Source organism: Gracilibacillus alcaliphilus (assembly GCF_016909015.1).
Classification (GTDB): Bacteria; Bacillota; Bacilli; order Bacillales; family Amphibacillaceae; genus Gracilibacillus; species Gracilibacillus alcaliphilus.
The window spans coordinates 1-19,664 of record NZ_JAFBFA010000044.1 but is presented as its reverse complement, the minus strand read 5'-3'; the positions used below and the strand labels follow the sequence as shown (position 1 = coordinate 19,664).

20 protein-coding genes are annotated in these 19,664 nt (G+C 40.0%); 14 read left to right on the top strand and 6 right to left on the bottom strand.

Annotation, left to right across the window (positions count from 1 at the left end; translation table 11 throughout):
• Position 1: 1 nt before the first annotated feature.
• The gene (locus tag JOD18_RS21715; protein ID WP_204671326.1) at positions 2–685 is read left to right on the top strand and encodes a hypothetical protein; all 684 of its coding nucleotides are present in this window, start codon (positions 2–4) and stop codon (positions 683–685) included.
• Between the two features lie 170 nt (positions 686–855).
• Here JOD18_RS21715 and JOD18_RS21710 read toward each other — a convergent pair whose 3' ends face one another.
• The gene (locus JOD18_RS21710; protein WP_204671324.1) at positions 856–1,302 is read right to left on the bottom strand and encodes a hypothetical protein; all 447 of its coding nucleotides are present in this window, start codon (positions 1,300–1,302) and stop codon (positions 856–858) included.
• 375 nt (positions 1,303–1,677) lie between these two features.
• Here JOD18_RS21710 and JOD18_RS21705 point away from each other — a divergent pair, with 375 nt between their 5' ends.
• The 4 genes from JOD18_RS21705 to spoVAE are packed head-to-tail and all read left to right on the top strand — an operon-like array spanning position 1,678 to position 3,977.
• Positions 1,678–2,118, top strand: a complete 441-nt coding sequence (locus tag JOD18_RS21705; protein ID WP_204671322.1) for a YhcN/YlaJ family sporulation lipoprotein — start codon at positions 1,678–1,680, stop codon at positions 2,116–2,118.
• Between the two features lie 13 nt (positions 2,119–2,131).
• Positions 2,132–2,587, top strand: coding sequence for a stage V sporulation protein AC (gene spoVAC, locus JOD18_RS21700; RefSeq protein ID WP_204671320.1), 456 nt, complete (start codon positions 2,132–2,134; stop codon positions 2,585–2,587).
• A complete protein-coding gene (gene spoVAD, locus JOD18_RS21695; RefSeq protein WP_204671345.1) occupies positions 2,584–3,591 on the top strand; it encodes a stage V sporulation protein AD in 1,008 nt (335 codons plus the stop codon). Before spoVAC ends, spoVAD begins: the two co-directional genes overlap by 4 nt.
• Before the next feature lie 35 nt (positions 3,592–3,626).
• Positions 3,627–3,977, top strand: a complete 351-nt coding sequence (spoVAE, locus tag JOD18_RS21690) for a stage V sporulation protein AE (RefSeq protein WP_204671318.1) — start codon at positions 3,627–3,629, stop codon at positions 3,975–3,977.
• 37 nt (positions 3,978–4,014) lie between these two features.
• Here the strand turns inward: spoVAE and JOD18_RS21685 are convergent, their stop codons facing one another.
• Both JOD18_RS21685 and JOD18_RS21680 read right to left on the bottom strand, forming a co-directional pair.
• The gene (locus tag JOD18_RS21685) at positions 4,015–4,980 is read right to left on the bottom strand and encodes a zinc-binding dehydrogenase (RefSeq protein ID WP_204671316.1); all 966 of its coding nucleotides are present in this window, start codon (positions 4,978–4,980) and stop codon (positions 4,015–4,017) included.
• A gap of 17 nt (positions 4,981–4,997) precedes the next feature.
• Positions 4,998–5,459: a DUF6884 domain-containing protein gene (locus JOD18_RS21680; protein ID WP_204671314.1), complete on the bottom strand. Its 462-nt coding sequence runs from the start codon at positions 5,457–5,459 to the stop codon at positions 4,998–5,000.
• 665 nt (positions 5,460–6,124) lie between these two features.
• Here JOD18_RS21680 and ilvB point away from each other — a divergent pair.
• The 8 genes from ilvB to JOD18_RS21640 all read left to right on the top strand — a co-directional run bounded on the left by ilvB (position 6,125) and on the right by JOD18_RS21640 (position 15,410).
• Positions 6,125–7,858: a biosynthetic-type acetolactate synthase large subunit gene (gene ilvB, locus JOD18_RS21675; RefSeq protein WP_204671312.1), complete on the top strand. Its 1,734-nt coding sequence runs from the start codon at positions 6,125–6,127 to the stop codon at positions 7,856–7,858.
• Entirely contained in the window at positions 7,855–8,376 is a 522-nt protein-coding gene (ilvN, locus tag JOD18_RS21670; protein WP_204671310.1) for an acetolactate synthase small subunit, read from the top strand. Before ilvB ends, ilvN begins: the two co-directional genes overlap by 4 nt.
• Positions 8,377–8,431: 55 nt before the next feature.
• Positions 8,432–9,463, top strand: a complete 1,032-nt coding sequence (gene ilvC / locus JOD18_RS21665) for a ketol-acid reductoisomerase (protein ID WP_204671308.1) — start codon at positions 8,432–8,434, stop codon at positions 9,461–9,463.
• On the top strand, positions 9,450–10,973 hold the full coding sequence (locus JOD18_RS21660; protein ID WP_204671307.1) for a 2-isopropylmalate synthase: 1,524 nt from the start codon (positions 9,450–9,452) through the stop codon (positions 10,971–10,973). The genes ilvC and JOD18_RS21660 overlap by 14 nt, the downstream gene beginning before the upstream one ends.
• Before the next feature lie 102 nt (positions 10,974–11,075).
• Positions 11,076–12,146 (top strand): 3-isopropylmalate dehydrogenase, encoded by a 1,071-nt coding sequence (gene leuB / locus JOD18_RS21655; RefSeq protein ID WP_204671306.1) that lies wholly within the window; start codon positions 11,076–11,078, stop codon positions 12,144–12,146.
• Between the two features lie 354 nt (positions 12,147–12,500).
• Complete coding sequence (gene leuC / locus JOD18_RS21650) at positions 12,501–13,919, top strand: 3-isopropylmalate dehydratase large subunit (RefSeq protein WP_204671305.1); 1,419 nt, start codon at positions 12,501–12,503, stop codon at positions 13,917–13,919.
• A 20-nt stretch (positions 13,920–13,939) separates the two neighbouring features.
• Complete coding sequence (leuD, locus tag JOD18_RS21645; protein WP_204671304.1) at positions 13,940–14,524, top strand: 3-isopropylmalate dehydratase small subunit; 585 nt, start codon at positions 13,940–13,942, stop codon at positions 14,522–14,524.
• Positions 14,525–14,711: 187 nt separating this feature from the next.
• Positions 14,712–15,410: a TraR/DksA C4-type zinc finger protein gene (locus JOD18_RS21640; protein WP_204671303.1), complete on the top strand. Its 699-nt coding sequence runs from the start codon at positions 14,712–14,714 to the stop codon at positions 15,408–15,410.
• 36 nt (positions 15,411–15,446) lie between these two features.
• Here the strand turns inward: JOD18_RS21640 and deoC are convergent, their stop codons facing one another.
• From deoC to JOD18_RS21625, 3 genes are read right to left on the bottom strand one after another with little or no spacing between them, the layout of a single operon-like run.
• The gene (gene deoC, locus JOD18_RS21635; protein ID WP_204671302.1) at positions 15,447–16,112 is read right to left on the bottom strand and encodes a deoxyribose-phosphate aldolase; all 666 of its coding nucleotides are present in this window, start codon (positions 16,110–16,112) and stop codon (positions 15,447–15,449) included.
• Positions 16,113–16,131: 19 nt separating this feature from the next.
• A complete protein-coding gene (locus tag JOD18_RS21630; protein WP_204671300.1) occupies positions 16,132–16,536 on the bottom strand; it encodes a cytidine deaminase in 405 nt (134 codons plus the stop codon).
• A gap of 11 nt (positions 16,537–16,547) precedes the next feature.
• The gene (locus JOD18_RS21625) at positions 16,548–17,360 is read right to left on the bottom strand and encodes a purine-nucleoside phosphorylase (RefSeq protein WP_204671298.1); all 813 of its coding nucleotides are present in this window, start codon (positions 17,358–17,360) and stop codon (positions 16,548–16,550) included.
• Between the two features lie 305 nt (positions 17,361–17,665).
• On the opposite strand from JOD18_RS21625, the gene htpG reads away from it, so the two are divergent.
• Positions 17,666–19,546 (top strand): molecular chaperone HtpG, encoded by a 1,881-nt coding sequence (htpG, locus tag JOD18_RS21620; protein ID WP_204671296.1) that lies wholly within the window; start codon positions 17,666–17,668, stop codon positions 19,544–19,546.
• Positions 19,547–19,664 lie beyond the last annotated feature (118 nt).

Here is a 19,664-nt window from a genome sequence, read left to right as displayed (position 1 = left end):
CTTGAAAAGAATGATGGTTATACTGTTATTTCTGTTAGCAGCTTGCAGCAATAACTCTAATGAATGGATGATTACCAAAGAACCGGAATCAACGCTTCCTCAGCAAACTACAGAGAACGAGGAAAAACCGGAAAGAGAAAGTCCAGTAGAAAGTCGAGAAATTGAATTTGTTTTAGATGATGAAACTATTATGTTAAATCCAGATAATATTACCATTCTAAAATCATTCTTAGAGACAGCAACAAATCGCGAACAGGCCATTGATAGTATGAAATTAGAGAAATTAACACTGGAAAAACTATATTTATTAGCTTTCAATTGTAAGAATGAAACATGTTCCTATCTCCTTTTAGATAGAAATGAACCCAACCGCTCCCTGTTGCTGGATGACATGGTCACAGTGAAAGAGGTCCTGCCTTCCACAGAAAAAACCAAATTGCTATTTTTATTTGAGAATGATCACAAAAACACATGGAAAATTCTACAGTTAGATCAATGGGGAAATACCCAATTTGTATTAGAAGAGCCTTTACCAGAGAAAGAAGCAGAGGACTTACATATTATATCAGGGAATTGGATAGATGATACAACCGTGCATATCGAATATCAACTAGAAGCAGATTCAACGATCTATGAAGGGCATTTAATAGAAAACACAGAATCTTTATTTGATCTCGAAAGTTAAGCAGACTCTTCTCACTTGCCTTTCTGCTCTTTATTCTTCCTGGCTTGAACCTTTAGGCTGATATGGTAAAAACTGCTTTTTAAAAAGCCTCTGTCACCTCGTAACCACCCTCCACATTTAGAATCTACGCTAACATCTAAAGGGTGCTATCGCTATGACAGGGCTTTTTCTTACTCAAACCTCACTTCTCCTTTTGATTTAATATCGATTTGTTCTCCATCTTTTTTAAATTGAGTATGTACATAGATGACATGTGTTCCCTTGTTTAAAGCGGGAATCCTTAATGGCTCCTGTGTATAATATTGTGAACCTTGTTGCAAGTGTTTCTTAATTGTACTTCCAGTAAATACGGCATTATCTGTATTGATCGTTATCTGTGTCAATGGTGAGCGATGTTCTATTGTAATATCCTCATCGCCAATATATTGTAATGACCGCAGCACCCTCACCCCATCTTGATCCGGTTCTATTTGTATATGAACAACAAAATCCTCATGCTGCCCTTCTAATATCACCGTTTCTGCTAAGGAAGCACTTTGGAATTTCTGGAAAGCAAAGAAGCCAACCGCGACAATTATAACTAATGAAATAGCTATCAGCAAATATTTTCGTTTCAACTTTCCATTCCTCCTCTATATTTTTATGTATATTGTTACAAATCACCTGATTTTTCTGTCATTCTTACCTATATATACGAATCAAAACAACATTTTGTTTCATTTTTTCAATGGAAATATTGAAAACTTTGTTAAAAAATTCGTTACATTATTAGGCCGTATTCATAATGTGCTGACAGAGACACCGCTATAAACAAAATAAGAATTTAGTTAAATCCAGCAAACCTTCTTAGGCAATTAGTCACGATAAGGACTCACTCCGATAGAGTTTTATAAAAAAATGAATATTCTTGCAATAACTTTACAAAATATAGTGGAGAAGATTATTTCATGAAATCGATCTGCTAATTATTTCATGAGGAAAGGAAGAAATGTATGAAGCTGATTTCCATGTTAGCAATCGCAACAATATTGATACTCATTGGCTGTCAAGAAAAAGATACACCTTCTGCTGATCCAGCCAAAATAGACGGTGTGACAATGCTGCATTCAGAGTCAAATCCAGATAAGCAGGCTGGCTCCGTACAGGCATATTTAGACAATGAAGAGGACATCACAGACTATAAGGCCGTTCAAGTAGATGATCAGCTATTCATAGCCATCGAAGCTTCGGCAATGAAACAGGCCGTAGAACAAAAACTAGAAAAAAAAATAGAGAAAAAGCTCCAGGAAATTACCCAATTGTCTGAAATAGTTGTCACTTCAGACCAAAAATTTATGATTGAATTATCCAAGTTAGAGCAACAGGACTTATCCAAACAAGAGCTGAAAAAGGAATTAGATAAATTAAGAAAGCTCTCTAAGGAACAAGCCTAATGGAGGGTAGCATATGAAAGAACCACAAGGAAATTATAAAAACTATGAACAGAAAAAAGAACCCAAACGCCCAGTTGTAAAAAATTGTATTCGAGCCTTTCTCGTCGGTGGACTAATTTGTGTTATCGGACAAGTTATTTCTATGTTTTACATGTATTTCTTTGATTTCACAGAACAGACAGTAGGAAACCCAACCATAGCCACCTTGATATTTATCACAATGCTGCTAACTGGATTTGGTGTTTATGATAAAATGGCTCAATTTGCCGGGGCTGGTACGGCCGTTCCGGTTACCGGTTTTGGTAATGCCGTTATATCTGCTGCTATTGAGCATCGGACAGAGGGGTTTGTCCAGGGGGTTGGCGGCAATATGTTTAAACTTGCTGGATCGGTTATTCTATTTGGAGTCTTTTCAGCGTTTATTATTGCATTAATTAAAACGATTATATCATATTGGAGTGGCGCATAATGAAGGGTAAACAGACATGGGTCTTTGACAATCCCCCCACTATTCTTGCTACTGGTGTTGTCGGCGGTCCCTTTGAGAAACAAGGTAATATTAGTGAAGATTTTGATCATTTTTATAGTGATCAATGGATTAATGAAAAGTCATTTGAAATAGCTCATCAACATATGATTGAGGACGCTTGTCAATATGCGATACAGAAAGCTAACCTGAAAACGACCGATATCGAGTATTTACTGCATGGAGATCTAATTAATCAAATTACTCCTTCCAATTTTGCTGCGAGCAACTTGGCTATTCCATATTTGGGGCTTTTTAGTGCATGCGCTACCTCAATGGAGGGATTGGCACTTGCCGCACTTATTGTTCATAACATGGATGTTAATTATGTTATTACTGGGGCAGCAAGCCATAATTCAGCCGCAGAAAAACAATTCCGTTATCCGACCGAATACGGCAGCCAAAAACCGGATACGGCACAATGGACCGTAACTGGTGCAGGAACAGCTATCGTTGCTAAACAAGGAACAGGTCCAAAAATAACATCGGCCACGATTGGGAAAGTCATTGATCCCGGTTTAAAGGATCCTTTTAACATGGGAGGGGCTATGGCTCCAGCTGCCTTTGATACGATTAATCAACATTTACAGGATCGGCAGCTGTCTGCTGATTATTATGATTATATTATTACTGGCGACCTCGCAAAAATTGGCAGGGAACGTTGCTTAGATTTATTTAATGTCAATCAAGTAGAGATAGATGAAAACAAGTTTATTGATTGCGGCTTAACTATTTACAAACCAGATCAGCCTGTTTTTGCAGGAGGAAGCGGGGCGGCATGTTCTGCCATAGTTACATATGGCCACTTTATCCAACAACTAAATCAAGGGGTATGTCAACGGATATTAGTTGTTGCGACAGGTGCATTGCTATCGCCACTAACTGTTCAACAGAAACAAACCATCCCCTGTATAGCACATGCCGTATCCATTGAGAATCTAACTTAGTATATAGGATAAATAAATAGATTGGAGGGATTAATATGGTATTTCTATGGGCATTCCTTGTCGGTGGCCTTATTTGTGTCATTGGTCAGTTATTATTAGATATCGGTAAATTGACCCCCGGACACACCTTAAGTATTTTGGTAGTGGCTGGAGCGGTGTTAGACGGGTTTGGTTTATATGAGCCTTTAATTGATTTTGCTGGGGCCGGTGCAACCGTACCAATTACAAGCTTCGGTAATTCACTTGTACACGGAGCAATGGCAGAAGCGGAAAAACATGGATTGATTGGAGTGGTTACTGGTATGTTTGAAGTAACCAGTTCTGGTATCTCAGCTGCAATTATTTTCGGAATGATCGGCGCTATCCTTTTTAAGCCTAAAGGCTAATATAAGAGCAGACAGGATACCTGTCTGCTCTATTAATTTAGATCGTGATAGCTACTTTTCCTAATTGTGCTTGTGATGACAAATAATCAAAGGCTTGCTCGATGTCTGTCAACGAATAAGTCTTATCTATTAATGGCTTGATATTGTATTTCTCACTAAATGCCATTAGTTCCCTTAATTCCTCCCTGCTTCCCATGGTGGAACCAAACAATTGATAGTGCCCATAAAAGAAATCCCGCAAATTAAAGCTGATTTCATCATGAGTAGAGGAACCAAAAATAACGATTCTGCCTCCCTTTTTTAATACAGATAAGGATCGATTAAAGGTAGCGCCTCCAATGGTCTCAATCACTAAGTCGATCGTTTCATCTGCCAACAACTCTTCCCAGTTATCATCGGTTAATACAGCCCGGTCAAATCCAAGCTGCTCTGCTTGTTCCAGTTTTTTCTGATCTCTTGAAGCAGTGATAACACGCGCACCAACCGCCTTAGCCATCTGAATAATATAACTTACTACTCCTCCGCCTACACCAGGGACAAACAAGGTTTCTCCCGCCTTGATTTGCCCTAAAGTGATTAAAGCACGATAGCCGGTAAGCCCTGATAACGCAAAGACACCTGCTTCTTCCCAGCTTAGATGGCTAGGCTTTCTTTCCAAAAATTCTTCTGAAACAACTGCTTTCTCAGCAAAACTTCCGTCAAAAATAGCAAAATCACTTGGCGGAGCGGCTGTATTATGATACCAATTCAAACTAGGGTTAATGATTACCTCATCCCCTGCTTGAAATCTGGATACATTGGCACCGACCTTTTCCACTATACCAGCCCCGTCTGAACCTAATGTGTATACATTTGGCTGGTTGCCGATTCGCCCTTTCATCATCAGATCACGATGGTTCAAACCAGCAGCCTTTAGTGAGATCACGATTTCATTAGCTTGAGGTTCTGCGACTTTTATACCGGTTAGCTGCTGTTTGCCATGTTGGATAGTATATGCTTTCATTTGCTTTCTCCTCTCTATTATAAATGATGGAGTGGTTTCCCACTGATTATACTTTCTTTTAACAAATGCTGGATTTCGCCAATCCCTCTAGTTCCTAATAGTGGGTACTGAATATCCTGCGCTTCTGAAAAAACACGGTTGATTACTGGTTGATATTTCTTGCCAGTTAATGCAATAATCCGTTCAAATTGGTCTAATTGCTTTGCTTTTACCTGTTCCCTAAGCTGTTCTACTGTAATTACTTCTGGATGATTCGGTTGAAAGGTCAGATCATAATTGCCGGGTACCGTATCATTAGGCTGTAACAGCCCATGTTTACCAGAGATAATCACCCATTCTTTGACATATAGATCAGCATATTGCCGACACAATCGATGAAGCACGCCGATATAGGCGTCGGCAGCATCTACTGCTCCTTGTTCAGGTTGTTTATCCCAAATTTTCTTCCGGCCACAAGGAAGGATACATAAAGATTTCATTTCATCACGACCTTTCTGAGATCACCTCCCATTATACTAAAGTGGGGAATCAACTGTAAATGAATCCTCTCATCATTATCTATATTAAACTGATATGGTATAGACTTTTGCAATATTTTTGTAGGAATTTGTGAAAAAACGGTTGACCAAAATGAATTTTAGTTGTATTATTGTCGTCAATCAGATTTTTCAGAAAATTTCACAACTTTAAACTTTTATCTAGACAGATTAAGGGATTTTGTATATTATAAACAGTAAGAAGTAATATAACTATATAATTAAAACGTCGACGGGAACAAAGGATTAGGATTCTGTATGTTTGAAGAGAGTCAAGAATGGTGGGAACTTGGCCATACACCTTATCCAACTACTCATCCCTGAGTGCTATGCTGAACAGTTTGCTAAGTAGGTATAGTCAGGTATTATTTATATACCTGTTATCAAAAAGAAGCTAACTTTACTTAGATAAAGTAGCTTTGAGAGGCAATATTTGCGAAAATATTGTAAAATCAGGGTGGTACCGTGAAAAGAAAGGCCTTTTCACCCTTGTGTTTTGCTATGTACATGGCAGAATCCAAGGGTGAGATGGCCTTTTTTCTATATTATATTATAATGATAATGAACAATTTTAACGGCTATTATTATTTTTCATAGGAGGGATTAACGTGGAAAGAACACAAAAGCAAGCAAAAGAAGCTGCAGAAACTAACGAACCAAAGATCGGTGCGGATTTGCTTGTCGAAGCCTTGATTAATGAAGGTGTAGATACTTTATTCGGCTATCCAGGCGGAGCCGCCTTGCCTATCTTTGACGCGTTATATAAAGCACAAGATGAATTTGATCAAATTTTAGCTCGCCATGAACAAGGATCCATCCATGCCGCCGAAGGTTATGCGAGGGTCTCAGGTAAGCCAGGTATAGTCGTTGCCACATCTGGCCCTGGTGCTACTAACTTAGTAACCGGTATTGCCGATGCAATGATTGATTCTCTTCCTTTAATTGTTATTACTGGACAGGTAGCACAAAGTTTAATCGGAAGTGATGGCTTCCAAGAAGTAGATGTGATGGGCGTAACTACTCCAATTACCAAACATAACTATCAAGTACGTGACGTGCAGGATATCCCGCGTATTGTCAAAGAGGCATTCCATATTGCCACAACCGGTCGTCCTGGTCCTGTTTTGATTGATATACCAAGAGATATTTCAGGAGAAATTATTGATATCGACCTGCCAAACAATGTAGAACTTGACTTGCCAGGCTATCAGCCAACTTTTAAGCCTAACCCGCTTCAAACGAAGAAATTGGCTGAAGCAATTAGCAAGGCTCGAAAGCCAGTTTTATTGACCGGCGCAGGTATCCTGTTTGCCAAGGCCTCCAAAGAAGTACAGGAATTTGCTGAGAAATACTCTTTACCTGTTGCTTCTACTTTATTGGGCTTAGGTGCTTTCCCTGGGGACCATCCTTTATTTATGGGAATGGCTGGTATGCATGGGACATACGCCTCTAACACAGCGATGTATGAATGCGACCTATTGATAAATATTGGGGCAAGATTCGATGACCGTTTAACTGGTAATTTAGCTTCCTTTGCACCAAATGCAACAGTAGCACACGTTGATATTGATCCAGCGGAGATCGGCAAGAATGTCCCTACCGATATTCCAATCGTTAGTGATGCCAAACAAGCACTTATTCGTTTATTGTCACATGATATCCAACAACCAGAACATGATAAATGGCTTGTACGCATCCATGAAAACAAAGAGAATTATCCATTATGGTTTAATAAACCGCAGGAAGATATGATTGGTCAATGGGTGATTAAACAAGTATATGAAGCAACCAAAGGTAATGCGATCGTAACCACTGACGTTGGACAGCATCAAATGTGGGCAGCCCAGTTCTATACATTCACAGAACCTGATAAATGGGTATCATCTGGAGGATTGGGAACCATGGGGTTTGGCTTCCCGGCTGCGATTGGAGCACAACTAGCTAAACCGGAAGAAACAGTTGTTGCTATTGTTGGAGACGGTGGTTTCCAAATGACACTGCAAGAACTATCGATCTTACAGGAAAAAGGATTACCTGTAAAAATTATTATCGTAAATAACCAAGCATTGGGAATGGTACGCCAATGGCAGGAAAGCTTCTATTCTGAGCGCTATTCACAATCGATCTTTAATATTCAGCCTGACTTCGTCAAATTAGCTGAAGCATATGATATTAAAGGTATAAAAGCAACCACACAAGAAGAGTTTACCAAGGCTTTACCAGAGATTTTTGATTATGAAGGACCTGTTCTGGTGGATGCACGAGTATTACGTCAAGAAAATGTATTCCCAATGATTGCTCCTGGTAAAGGATTGAATGAAATGATTGGGGTGAAACCATGAAACGAATCATAACAGCAACTGTTAGAAACCGAAGCGGAGTACTAAACCGTGTAACAGGACTATTACAGCGGCGTCAGTTCAATATTGAAAGTATCTCTGTCGGGAGAACCGAAACAGAAGGTATGAGTAAAATGACGTTTGTGGTAGAAGTAGAAGATTTCCAGAAGCTCGAACAAGTGACCAAACAATTAAACAAACAAATTGATGTAATCAAGGTTTCTGATATTACCGATAAGGCAATTGTTGCTCGCGAGCTGGTGCTGATTAAGATTGTCAGCAACAGCCAATTACGCGCCGAAATCCAAGGGATTATTGAGCCGTTCCGTGCTTCAATTATCGATGTAAGTAAAGATAGTCTTTCTATTCAAGTAACGGGTAAACCAGATAAAGTAGAAGCCCTTATCGAGCTACTCAGACCATACGGTATTAAAGAAATTGCTCGAACTGGCATCACTGCTTTTGTTCGAGGACAACAGCCAAATACGGTTGATGGAAGTTTCTCTTCCTTATTAGGATAATAATAATTAAATTTATTATATAAAATCAAAATTTTTTGAGAGGATGTATTTTTTTATGACAAAGGTACTTTACAACAACAATATCAACGAAGAGGTATTACAATCCAAGAAAATTGCCATCATCGGATATGGTTCCCAAGGTCATGCACATGCCCTTAACCTTAAAGAAAGTGGTTTTGATGTAGTAGTTGGCCTTCGTAAAGGCCGCTCATGGGATAAGGCTGAAGAAGATGGTGTAGAAGTAAAAACTGTTGCAGAAGCTGCGAAAGAAGCAGATGTTATCATGATCCTTCTACCAGACGAAAATCAGCCAGCTATCTACAAAGAAGCGATTGAACCAAACCTTGAAGCAGGCAATGCCTTAGTATTTGCTCATGGTTTCAACATTCACTTTAATCAAATCGTTCCTCCAAGTGATGTAGATGTGTTCTTAGTAGCACCTAAAGGCCCTGGTCATTTAGTACGCAGAACTTATGAAGAAGGTGCTGGTGTACCTGCACTTTATGGTATCTTCCAAGATGCTACTGGAAATGCGAAAGATGTTGCACTTGCTTATGCAAAAGGAATCGGTGCCGGCCGTGCTGGGATCCTAGAAACTTCCTTCCAAGAAGAAACAGAAACAGACTTATTCGGTGAGCAAGCTGTACTTTGTGGTGGTGCTACTGCCCTTGTTAAAGCTGGATTTGAAACACTTGTCGAAGCAGGATATCAACCAGAAGTGGCTTATTTCGAATGTCTGCACGAATTAAAACTAATCGTTGACTTACTATATGAAGGTGGTCTTGAAAACATGCGCCACTCTATCTCTGACACTGCAGAATGGGGCGACTTCATGTCAGGTCCGCGTGTTATTGATGACAGCACGAAAGCACGCATGAAAGAAGTACTTACTGACATCCAAACGGGTAAATTTGCACAAGGCTGGGTACTAGAAAACCAAGCAAACCGTCCACGTTACACTGCTATTAAGAAAGCAGAAAGCGAACACCAAATCGAAAAGGTAGGTAGAGAGCTTCGTGAATTAATGCCATTTGTTAAGCAAAGGGCCATTAATAAGAAGGAAGTGGTCTCTAATGACGCAAATTAAGATTTTTGATACAACACTTCGAGATGGTGAACAATCACCAGGTGTTAACTTAAATCAATTAGAAAAATTAGAGCTTGCTAAGCAATTAGAACGCCTTGGAGTAGATATATTGGAAGCAGGGTTCCCTGCTTCCTCCAAGGGTGATTTTGAAGCAGTAAAAAAGATTGCTGAAACAGTTAGAAATGTTTCAGTCACTGGTCTCGCACGTGCTGTTAAATCAGACATCGATGCTTGTCGGGACGCATTAAAAGACGCAGCCGATCCCAGGGTGCATATTTTTATTGCTACCTCCCCCATCCATATGAAATATAAACTAAAGAAAACACCTGAAGAAGTGATTGAGACAGCTGTAGAGATGGTGAAATACGGCAAACAATTCTTTGATCATGTCGAATGGTCAGCAGAAGATGCTTCACGCAGTGATTTGAATTTCTTAGCAGAAATTATTGAAAAGGTCATTGACGCTGGTGCTACCGTTATCAACCTTCCTGACACCGTTGGCTATACTATGCCTCGCGAATATGGAGCCATGTTTAAATACATGAAAGAACATGTACCCAATATCGATAGAGTCGATTTATCTTGTCATTGCCACAATGATTTGGGGATGGCACTGGCTAACTCCTTTGCAGCAATTGAGAATGGTGCTACACAAGTTGAAGGTGCAATTAATGGTATTGGTGAACGTGCGGGCAATGCCTCTCTTGAAGAATTCGCAGTCGCGCTGCAAATCCGTAATGACTATTACCCTTACAAAACCAATATCGTCCTAAATGAAATTAAACGTACTAGTGATCTGGTCAGTAAATTTACCGGTATGAGTGTGCCAGGCAACAAGGCTGTAGTAGGTCGTAATGCTTTTGCACATGAATCTGGTATCCATCAAGACGGTGTGCTGAAACATGCCGAGACTTATGAAATCATCACACCAGAATTAGTCGGGGTACATTCCAATAATCTTGTATTGGGTAAACACTCTGGACGCCACGCTTTTGTTGACAAAATCAAGCAGCTTGGTTATGAATTATCAGAAGATAAAGTGCAAGAAGCATTCAAAGCATTTAAAGAATTAACAGATCATAAAAAAGAAGTAACGGACGATGATATTTTTGCTATTCTAACAGATATTCAAACAGATACTTCGAATGTGAGACGTTATCAATTGGAAAAGTTTGTTGTCCACTACAATTCTAATGAACAGCCAACAGCTACCATCACTCTTCTCACTCCAATCGGTGAAACAGTACAGAAAACAGCTGATGGTGCTGGAAGTGTTGAGGCCTTATATAATACGTTAGATCAAATTTTTATCGAAGAAACGCACTTAACTGATTTTCAGCTTAATTCTATTGGTCAAGGGCGTGATGCACTGGCAGAGGTGCATGTCAGCTTAACAGTAGACGGAGACACGGTAAGCGGCCGCGGTTCCGCACAAGACGTGCTTGAAGCTGCCGTGCAAGCCTATATAAATGGTGTCAATCGTTCTATTTATCGAATGAAAGTAAAGTAAGTGATATACAAGTGCCAGCATTCGCTCCCCTCACTACGGTGAGGTGCATGAATGCTGTGCCTATGATGATGAACTAAGTCCATTGTGCAGGAGGTTAAACCATTGAGTAAACACATTGTATTACTTCCGGGAGATGGCATCGGTGCAGAAGTGATCCGCGCTGCCAAAGATATCCTCGAAGCAATTGGTAATAAATATAATCACGCATTTAACTTTTCTTCCTATGACATTGGAGGAATTGCTATCGATAAACATGGTACTCCCCTACCTGAAGAAACGGTAACGGCTTGTAAAGAAGCCGATGCTGTCCTATTGGGAGCGGTTGGAGGACCAAAATGGGATAATAACCCTTCTGACTTACGCCCTGAGCGCGGACTGTTAGGCATAAGAAAGGCTTTAGATCTTTATGCCAACTTACGTCCAGTCAAAGGTTTTGCCAAGTTATTACATGCTTCACCACTAAAAGAATTTATTATAGCCGGCAGTGATCTGTTAATTGTTCGTGAATTAACAGGCGGACTATATTTCGGGGAACCAAGTGAGCGTCGTGATAATGGGAATGCAGTCATTGATTCCTTAACTTATACAAGAGCAGAAATTGAGCGGATCGTCGATAAAGCTTTTCAAAGCGCACAGCTTCGCCGCAAGCATTTAACTTCTGTTGATAAGGCAAATGTGTTAGAATCTAGTAAACTATGGAGAGAAATTGTAGAAGAGAAAAAGTCAGAATATCCGGATGTGACCGTAAATCACGTATTAGTGGATGCAGCTGCTATGAAACTTATTACCAATCCAACTGATTTTGATGTTATTGTAACAGAGAACATGTTTGGTGATATTCTTAGTGATGAAGCTTCCGTACTAACCGGATCGCTTGGGATGCTCCCTTCTGCCAGCTTAGCAGAAGATGGCGTTGGTTTGTATGAACCAGCACACGGTTCTGCACCAGATATTGCTGGTCAGGGAATTGCTAACCCAATTGCTATGATTCTTTCGGCTGCCATGATGCTGCGCTACTCTTTCGGAATGGATGCAGAGGCGCAAGCAATTGAAGAAGCTGTCGAAACTGTACTAAACAAGGATTACCATACCGCTGATCTGAAAAATGACAATGGAAAATTGGTAGGTACAGAAGAAATGACACAACTTATTGTAGATGCTATTCAGGCATAGTAGTGCGTGTTCAAAAAGTTCGTTAAAAAGGACCATCATTGGTTAAGTTCGCAACATCGTGTTGCAACACCGATACTAGCACATAAGGCGACGCCGGTTTAAGTAACGGAGCATATGCCTTTAATACGTACTTGCACAGGAAGTGTTGACTTCTGCGTTACCCACACGATGTGGGTGAGATTAGTAGAAGCTCCTCAAGTGCCAACGCAGAAATTCGCTGTATCATTTTTATTGAACTTTTTGAACAACCTCTAGTACAAATATCTTAGGTAGAAGCATCGGCGCAGTCTATTCTTGAATAGTGTTTACGCCGATATTTTTTCTACCTACTAAACGAAGTAAGGAGTGAAAAAGATGAGAACACCAAAGACAATCATCGAAAAGATTTGGGAGAAGCATATCGTCCATGAAGAAGCGGAGAAACCGGATTTATTATATATCGATTTACATTTAGTTCATGAAGTAACATCTCCGCAAGCGTTTGAAGGATTACGAATGAATAAGCGAACAGTACGCCGGCCAGATCTAACTTTTGCGACTATGGATCATAATGTACCAACGATCCACCGAAATGTTATTAAAGATGAAGTATCAAAAACACAAATGGAAACATTAAAAAAGAATTGTGAAGAGTTTGGCGTTCCTTTAGCCGATATCCATCATCCAGATCAAGGTATTGTTCATGTTATCGGCCCAGAATTAGGCTTAACTCAGCCTGGCAAAACCATCGTTTGCGGCGACAGTCACACTTCTACACACGGGGCATTCGGCGCCTTAGCATTCGGTATTGGTACCAGTGAAGTGGAACATGTACTAGCTACACAAACAATCTGGCAGCAAAAACCAAAAACATTGAATGTAAAAGTAAACGGCAAATTAGGTACTGGTGTAACAGCCAAAGACTTGATCTTAGCCATTATTGGCAAGTTTGGCGTCAAGTTCGGTACTGGTTATGTGATTGAATATACAGGTGAAGCTATTCGTGATTTAACGATGGAAGGCCGAATGACAGTTTGCAACATGTCAATAGAGGCTGGTGCACGTGCAGGATTAATCAGCCCGGATGATACAACAATAGAATTCTTGCGTGGTAAACGCCATGTGCCAGATGGTGAAGCATTCGATCAATTAGCAGAGGAATGGAAATCACTAGCAACTGATGAAGGTGCTGTCTACGATGAGCAAGTAGAAATCGATGCCGAAGAAATCGAACCGCAAGTAACTTGGGGAACAAACCCTGGTATGTGTATCCCGGTTAGTGCGAATGTGCCTGTACCAGAAGATGCTGCGAATGAAAATGATCAGGAAGAAATTAAACGTGCTCTTGAGTATATGGGATTACAAGGCGGTGAAGCCATTACTTCTGTACCGATCGAACATGTCTTTATCGGTTCCTGTACCAACTCTCGTTTGGCAGATTTAAAATTAGCTTCTGAAATTGTGAAAGGCCATAAGGTTCATCCTAATGTCCGTGCGATCGTTGTACCTGGCTCACACAGTGTGAAAACACAAGCCGAAGAATTAGGTATAGATGTGATTTTTAAAGAGGCTGGTTTTGAATGGCGTGACGCCGGATGCAGTATGTGCCTTGCTATGAATGATGACATAGTACCTGAGGGAGAACGTTGTGCCTCTACTTCTAACCGTAACTTTGAAGGGCGTCAAGGTACTGGAGCACGTACACACTTAGTCAGTCCGGAAATGGCTGCCGCTGCTGCTATTAAAGGGCACTTTACAGATGTACGTCAATTTGGTGCAGTGACATCAAGCTAATTCAGAGGGGGAAATGAAAGATGGAACCAATTCGTAAACATGAAGGGCTAGTTTACCCTTTAAATAGAGCAAATGTTGATACAGACCAGATAATTCCTAAACAGTTTTTAAAACGTATTTCGCGTCAAGGCTTCGGACAATTTGTATTTTATAACTGGCGCTTTGATTCCAAAGGTGAGTTGCGTGAAGATTTTTCACTTAACCAGCCAAAATATGAGGATACTACTATTTTAGTAGCTGGTGAAAATTTCGGTTGCGGATCCTCACGAGAGCATGCGCCATGGGCCTTACAAGATTATGGTTTCCGTGTGATTATTGCACCAAGTTATGCCGATATTTTCTACAACAACTGTACGAAAAATGGTATACTTCCGGTAAAACTAACCGAAGCTGAAGTGCAAACATTGATCAAAAATGCCGAGGCAGACAAATATTATCTTACTGTCGATTTAGAAGAGAAAAAGGTCTATGATAATCAGGGCTTTGAAGCTTCTTTTGATCTAGATGCATATAAACGTGAAATGTTATTAAATGGCTGGGACGATATTTCTGTTACGTTAAATTATGCAGACCAAATAGCTGAATTTGAAAAAGCACGTGCTTAGTAAGACTTTTTGAACAACCTCTTTAAGCTGACTTCCTTTATTCAAGGAAGCCGGCTTTTTTAATACAATCAGCTATACTATATATCCTCTCCTCCCCTTCTGCTTTTATTCGCTTCTTTTTCCAAAATCCTCTTTACTGGGATCTACATTTTCCGGTCATACTAACAAGGAAAAGGAGGTATAAGAATTGCTGCATCCCAAGGTATTACAACAATGTAAAAGTGAATTACTCATTCAGAGACAAGAAATAAAACAGCAGCTGCAAAATATGCTGAATTCGGAACAATCAAATAATAAAGCCGGTGTTTCTGAATTATCCAATTATGACAATCATCCAGGAGATACTGGTTCTGAACTATTTGAACGTGAAAAGGATATAGCTCTTCATGGACATGCCGAAAAGGCATTGGCAGAAATCGATCATGCGCTAGAGGCAATCGACAATAACATATATGGCATATGTGAAGTCTGTCATCAGGAAATTCCTGCTGAACGTATGAAGGCAATACCAACTACCACACGCTGTGTGTTACATGCCAGCAACCAGCTGACAGAATCCCGTCCTGCTGAGGAAGGTATATTGCATGCCAGCATTGATGAAGAACGAGTAAAATATGATGGTCATATCATGTTTGATCGAGAGGACAGCTGGCAGCAGGTTGAACAATATGGTTCCTCAGACGGTCCTTCCGATTTTTACAACACTGATTCCGACCATGCTGATCTATATTACCATGCCCAGGATCAAATCGGCAGCGTAGAAGAATTAGAAGGCTTCTTATTAGCCGATCTTGATGGGAAATATATCGGTGTAAATGAGGATCATAAGGTCTATGAAGATTATCTAGATGATCATGATATTACATCTATTTTAAATGATGAATAACACAACAGGAATACAGCTGGCTGTATTCCTGTTGTATTAATAATCGCTGTTACCTATTTCATCATTTACAATGGCAACACTTGCACTGGCGCCGATTCGACTAGCCCCAGCCTGTATCATTGCTTCAGCAGTTTCTAGGTCGCGAATGCCTCCTGAGGCCTTCACACCTAGTTCAGATCCTACTGTTTTGCGCATTAAGCGGATATCTGCAGCTGTGGCTCCCCCTGTCGAAAATCCTGTGGAGGTTTTGACATAGTCGGCACCTGCCGCAACGGCTAATGTACAAGCCTCAACCTTCTCTTGATCAGTTAACAGACAAGTTTCAATAATCACCTTCACCAAGGCCTTCCCTGCGGCCGCCTGAACCACCGCCTCCATATCTTGCTGAACCAAATCATGATTGCCATCTTTTAAAGCCCCGATATTAAGGACCATATCTACTTCTGTGGCACCTTTTTCCACAGAATACTTGGCTTCAAATGCCTTTACAGCAGGTGGTGTTGCTCCTAATGGAAAACCAATAACTGTACATACCGCTACATCAGACCCTTTTAATAAGCTTGCGGCCGTTTCGACCCAAGTTGGATTCACACATACAGAGAAAAAGCCATTCTCTTTTGCTTCGCTGCATAAGGTTTCGATTTGTTGTTTGCTGGCGTCTGGCTTTAATAAGGTGTGATCAATTTTATTTGCTATCGTCATCTTTCATCTACTCCTTTAATCATTTGGCATTCGACAAATCATCAGAAATAAAGGCTCCTGGTAACAAGGCCCCTACTGTTGTTTCTAACACATCTCCATGTAGATTCGTCAAGATCACAGGCATATCTGCTTCACATAACTCAGCCATCACTTGACGGCAAGCCCCGCAAGGCGACACCGGTCGATCAGTATCGGCCACAACTGCCATCATTGAAAAACTCCTGCTGCCATTAGCATAGGCATGGAACAAGGCCGTTCGCTCACCGCAATTACACATCGAATAAGCAGCATTTTCAATATTACAGCCATGAAAAATATTACCTTCTGTATCAAGTAAGGCCGCCCCAACTTGGAACTTGGAATAAGGGACATAAGCCTTTTCTCTTGCCAGCTTCGCTTCCGTTATTAATTTGTTCTTCATCATAACTTCCTCCCTTAATCAATATTTTGAACAAGCTGTTTGATAAATTGCAGAAAGGACTCCCGCACTTTTTCTGTTGTCTCGATTACTTCATCATGAGTAAGCGGCTGATTCAAGATGCCTGCTGCCATATTTGAAATACAGGATATGCCCAAACAACGGATACCAGCATGACGTGCTACCGTTACTTCTGGAACCGTAGACATACCAACAGCATCACCACCGAGCTTGTCTAACATCCGAATCTCTGCCGGCGTTTCATAGCTAGGCCCTGTATTCCACACATATACCCCTTGTTTTAACGAAATGGCTAATTTCTCAGCCGTCTGTTTGGCAATCTCCTGTAAAGTACGGTCATAAGCAGTTGACATATCTGGAAAACGAACGCCGTGTTCAACTACATTTTCACCGATCAATGGATTCAAACCAGTATTATTGATATGATCTGTAATTAACATAAGATCGCCCGGATTGAGTGATTGATTCACTCCTCCGGCTGCATTAGTTACAATTAGTGTATCCACTCCCAACTCTTTCATTACCCGTACTGGAAAAGTGACAGCACCTAACCCATATCCTTCATAATAATGAAAGCGCCCCTGCATAGCAATTACCTCTACGCCGCATAATTGACCGATTACCAACTGTCCGGCATGACCTTCCACCGTAGAGATTGGAAAACCAGGGATTTCTTCATACTTGATTTTATCAGCTGTTTCGATTTCATCTGCAAGCATACCTAAGCCAGAACCTAAGATTAAACCAATCTTCGGCTTTGCTTTTACCTTACTTTGTAAATAACTCGTTGTTTCTTTTAACTGTGTCATCATACTTCCCCCACTTTTCCTTTATTTTATCATGGTATCTACTGCTCGTAAGCTTCCGAGCAGCACCTGATAAGTTTCGCTTTATGTAGTTATGTTCCCTTTTCCTTCCTCTAATACACTTCTAAAATAAAAAATAGCGCCAACTTCCCCTTATTATATCATTTTTTATCTTAAAAAATCATCTTTGAAAACCCCTGATGATGCTTGACAGAAAGATTTTTTTATGATAATTATGTAAAGTGTTAGCACTCATTACTAAAGAGTGCTAAAATACATAATAGACAGATATTAGGGAGGAATACTACATGGAAAAGAAGCAATTTCAAGCCGAATCGAAACGATTACTTGAAATGATGGTACACTCGATTTACTCACAAAAAGAAATCTTCTTACGTGAACTGATTTCTAATGCGAGTGATGCCATTGATAAAATCTACTATAAGGCATTAACTGATGAAAATATATCCTTCAATCAAGAAGATTATTTTATTAAGATTGTGCCCAATAAGGAAGCCCGTACCTTAACTATCCAAGATACTGGGATCGGGATGACTAAAGAAGAACTAGAGGACAACCTTGGTGTGATTGCCAAAAGTGGTTCCCTAGCATTCAAAAAAGAAATAGATATGCAAGATGGACAAGAAATTATCGGCCAATTTGGTGTAGGTTTCTACTCTTCTTTTATGGTTGCTGATAAAGTAACTGTCTATACTCGTTCCTTATATAGTGATGAAGGCTTTAAATGGGAATCTGACGGTGTAGAAGGATATACCATCGAGTCTTATGATAAGCCAGAGGTAGGAACCGAAATCGTTATCCAGCTCAAAGAAAATGCCGATGAAGAAAATTATGATGAGTTCCTTGATGATTATCAGCTGCAAAACTTAATCAAGAAATATTCTGACTTTATCCGTTATCCAATCAAAATGGACCTTACTGAAAAACATCCACAAGAGGATAACGAAGAAGAAATGGTAGAAGTAACAGAGGAAAAAACGATTAACAGTATGGTGCCGATTTGGCGCAAGAATAAGCAAGAATTGAATGATGAAGATTATGAAGGTTTCTATCAAGAAAAACGCTTTGGTTTTGACAAGCCATTAAGCCACTTGCATATTAGCGTCGATGGAATGGTACGTTTTCAATCGATTCTTTATATTCCAGAACAACTGCCATTTAATTACTATTCACAAGACTTTGAAAAAGGCTTAGAACTCTATTCAAATGGTGTCTTAATTATGGATAAATGTGCTGATCTATTACCAGATCACTTTAGCTTTATCCGCGGTATTGTTGATTCTGAGGATCTGTCATTAAATATCTCACGTGAAATCTTGCAGCAGGACCGCCAAGTTAAACTGATTGCCAAAAATATCGAGAAGAAGATCAAGAATCACTTACAAAGCATGCTTAAAAATGACCGCGAGAAATACGAAACGTTCTACAAGACTTTTGGCCGCCAGATTAAATATGGTGTCTATGCCGATTTTGGTGCTAACAAAGACAGCTTAAAGGATTTACTGTTATTCCACTCTTCCAGTGAGAATAAACTCGTTTCCTTAAAAGAATATGTGGAACGGATGCCGGAAGAGCAGGAACATATTTATTATGCAACTGGAGAATCCCATGAGCGGATTGAAAAATTACCACAAACCGAATTAGTAAAAGATAAAGGGTACGAAATCCTTTATTTCACTGATGAAGTGGATGAATTCGCTATTCGTATGTTGATAAACTACGATGACAAAGACTTTAAAAACGTCTCTAGCGGAGATCTTGATTTGGAAGATGAAGAAACCAAACAAGAGGCAGAAAAGCAAAAAGAAGAACATAAAGATTTGCTGACAGAAATGAAAGAAATCCTAGGGGATAAAGTGAAGGATGTACGTTTATCTACTCGCCTGAAATCACACCCTGTTTGTTTATCGGCAGAAGGAGAAGTTTCGATTGAGATGGAGAAAGTATTAAGACAAATGCCTGATAACCAAAATATCGAAGCAACGAAAGTATTAGAAATTAATAACAAACATGATATTTTTAATGCCCTAGTTCATGCCCATGAATCCGATAAGGAAAAAGTTAAACTATATACCAATATTCTTTACAACCAAGCTTTACTGATCGAAGGCCTGCCAATTGAAGATCCAGTTGCCTTGACTAATGATATGTGTAAAGTGATGGTGTAAGACAAAAGAGAGATACGAGGCATGTGAACTGCACCCTGTCAAGTAGACAGTGAAAAAACAAAAATCTATGCAACAGTCTGGTACCGATATTCCAACGGTGCCAGGCTGTTTAATTTCT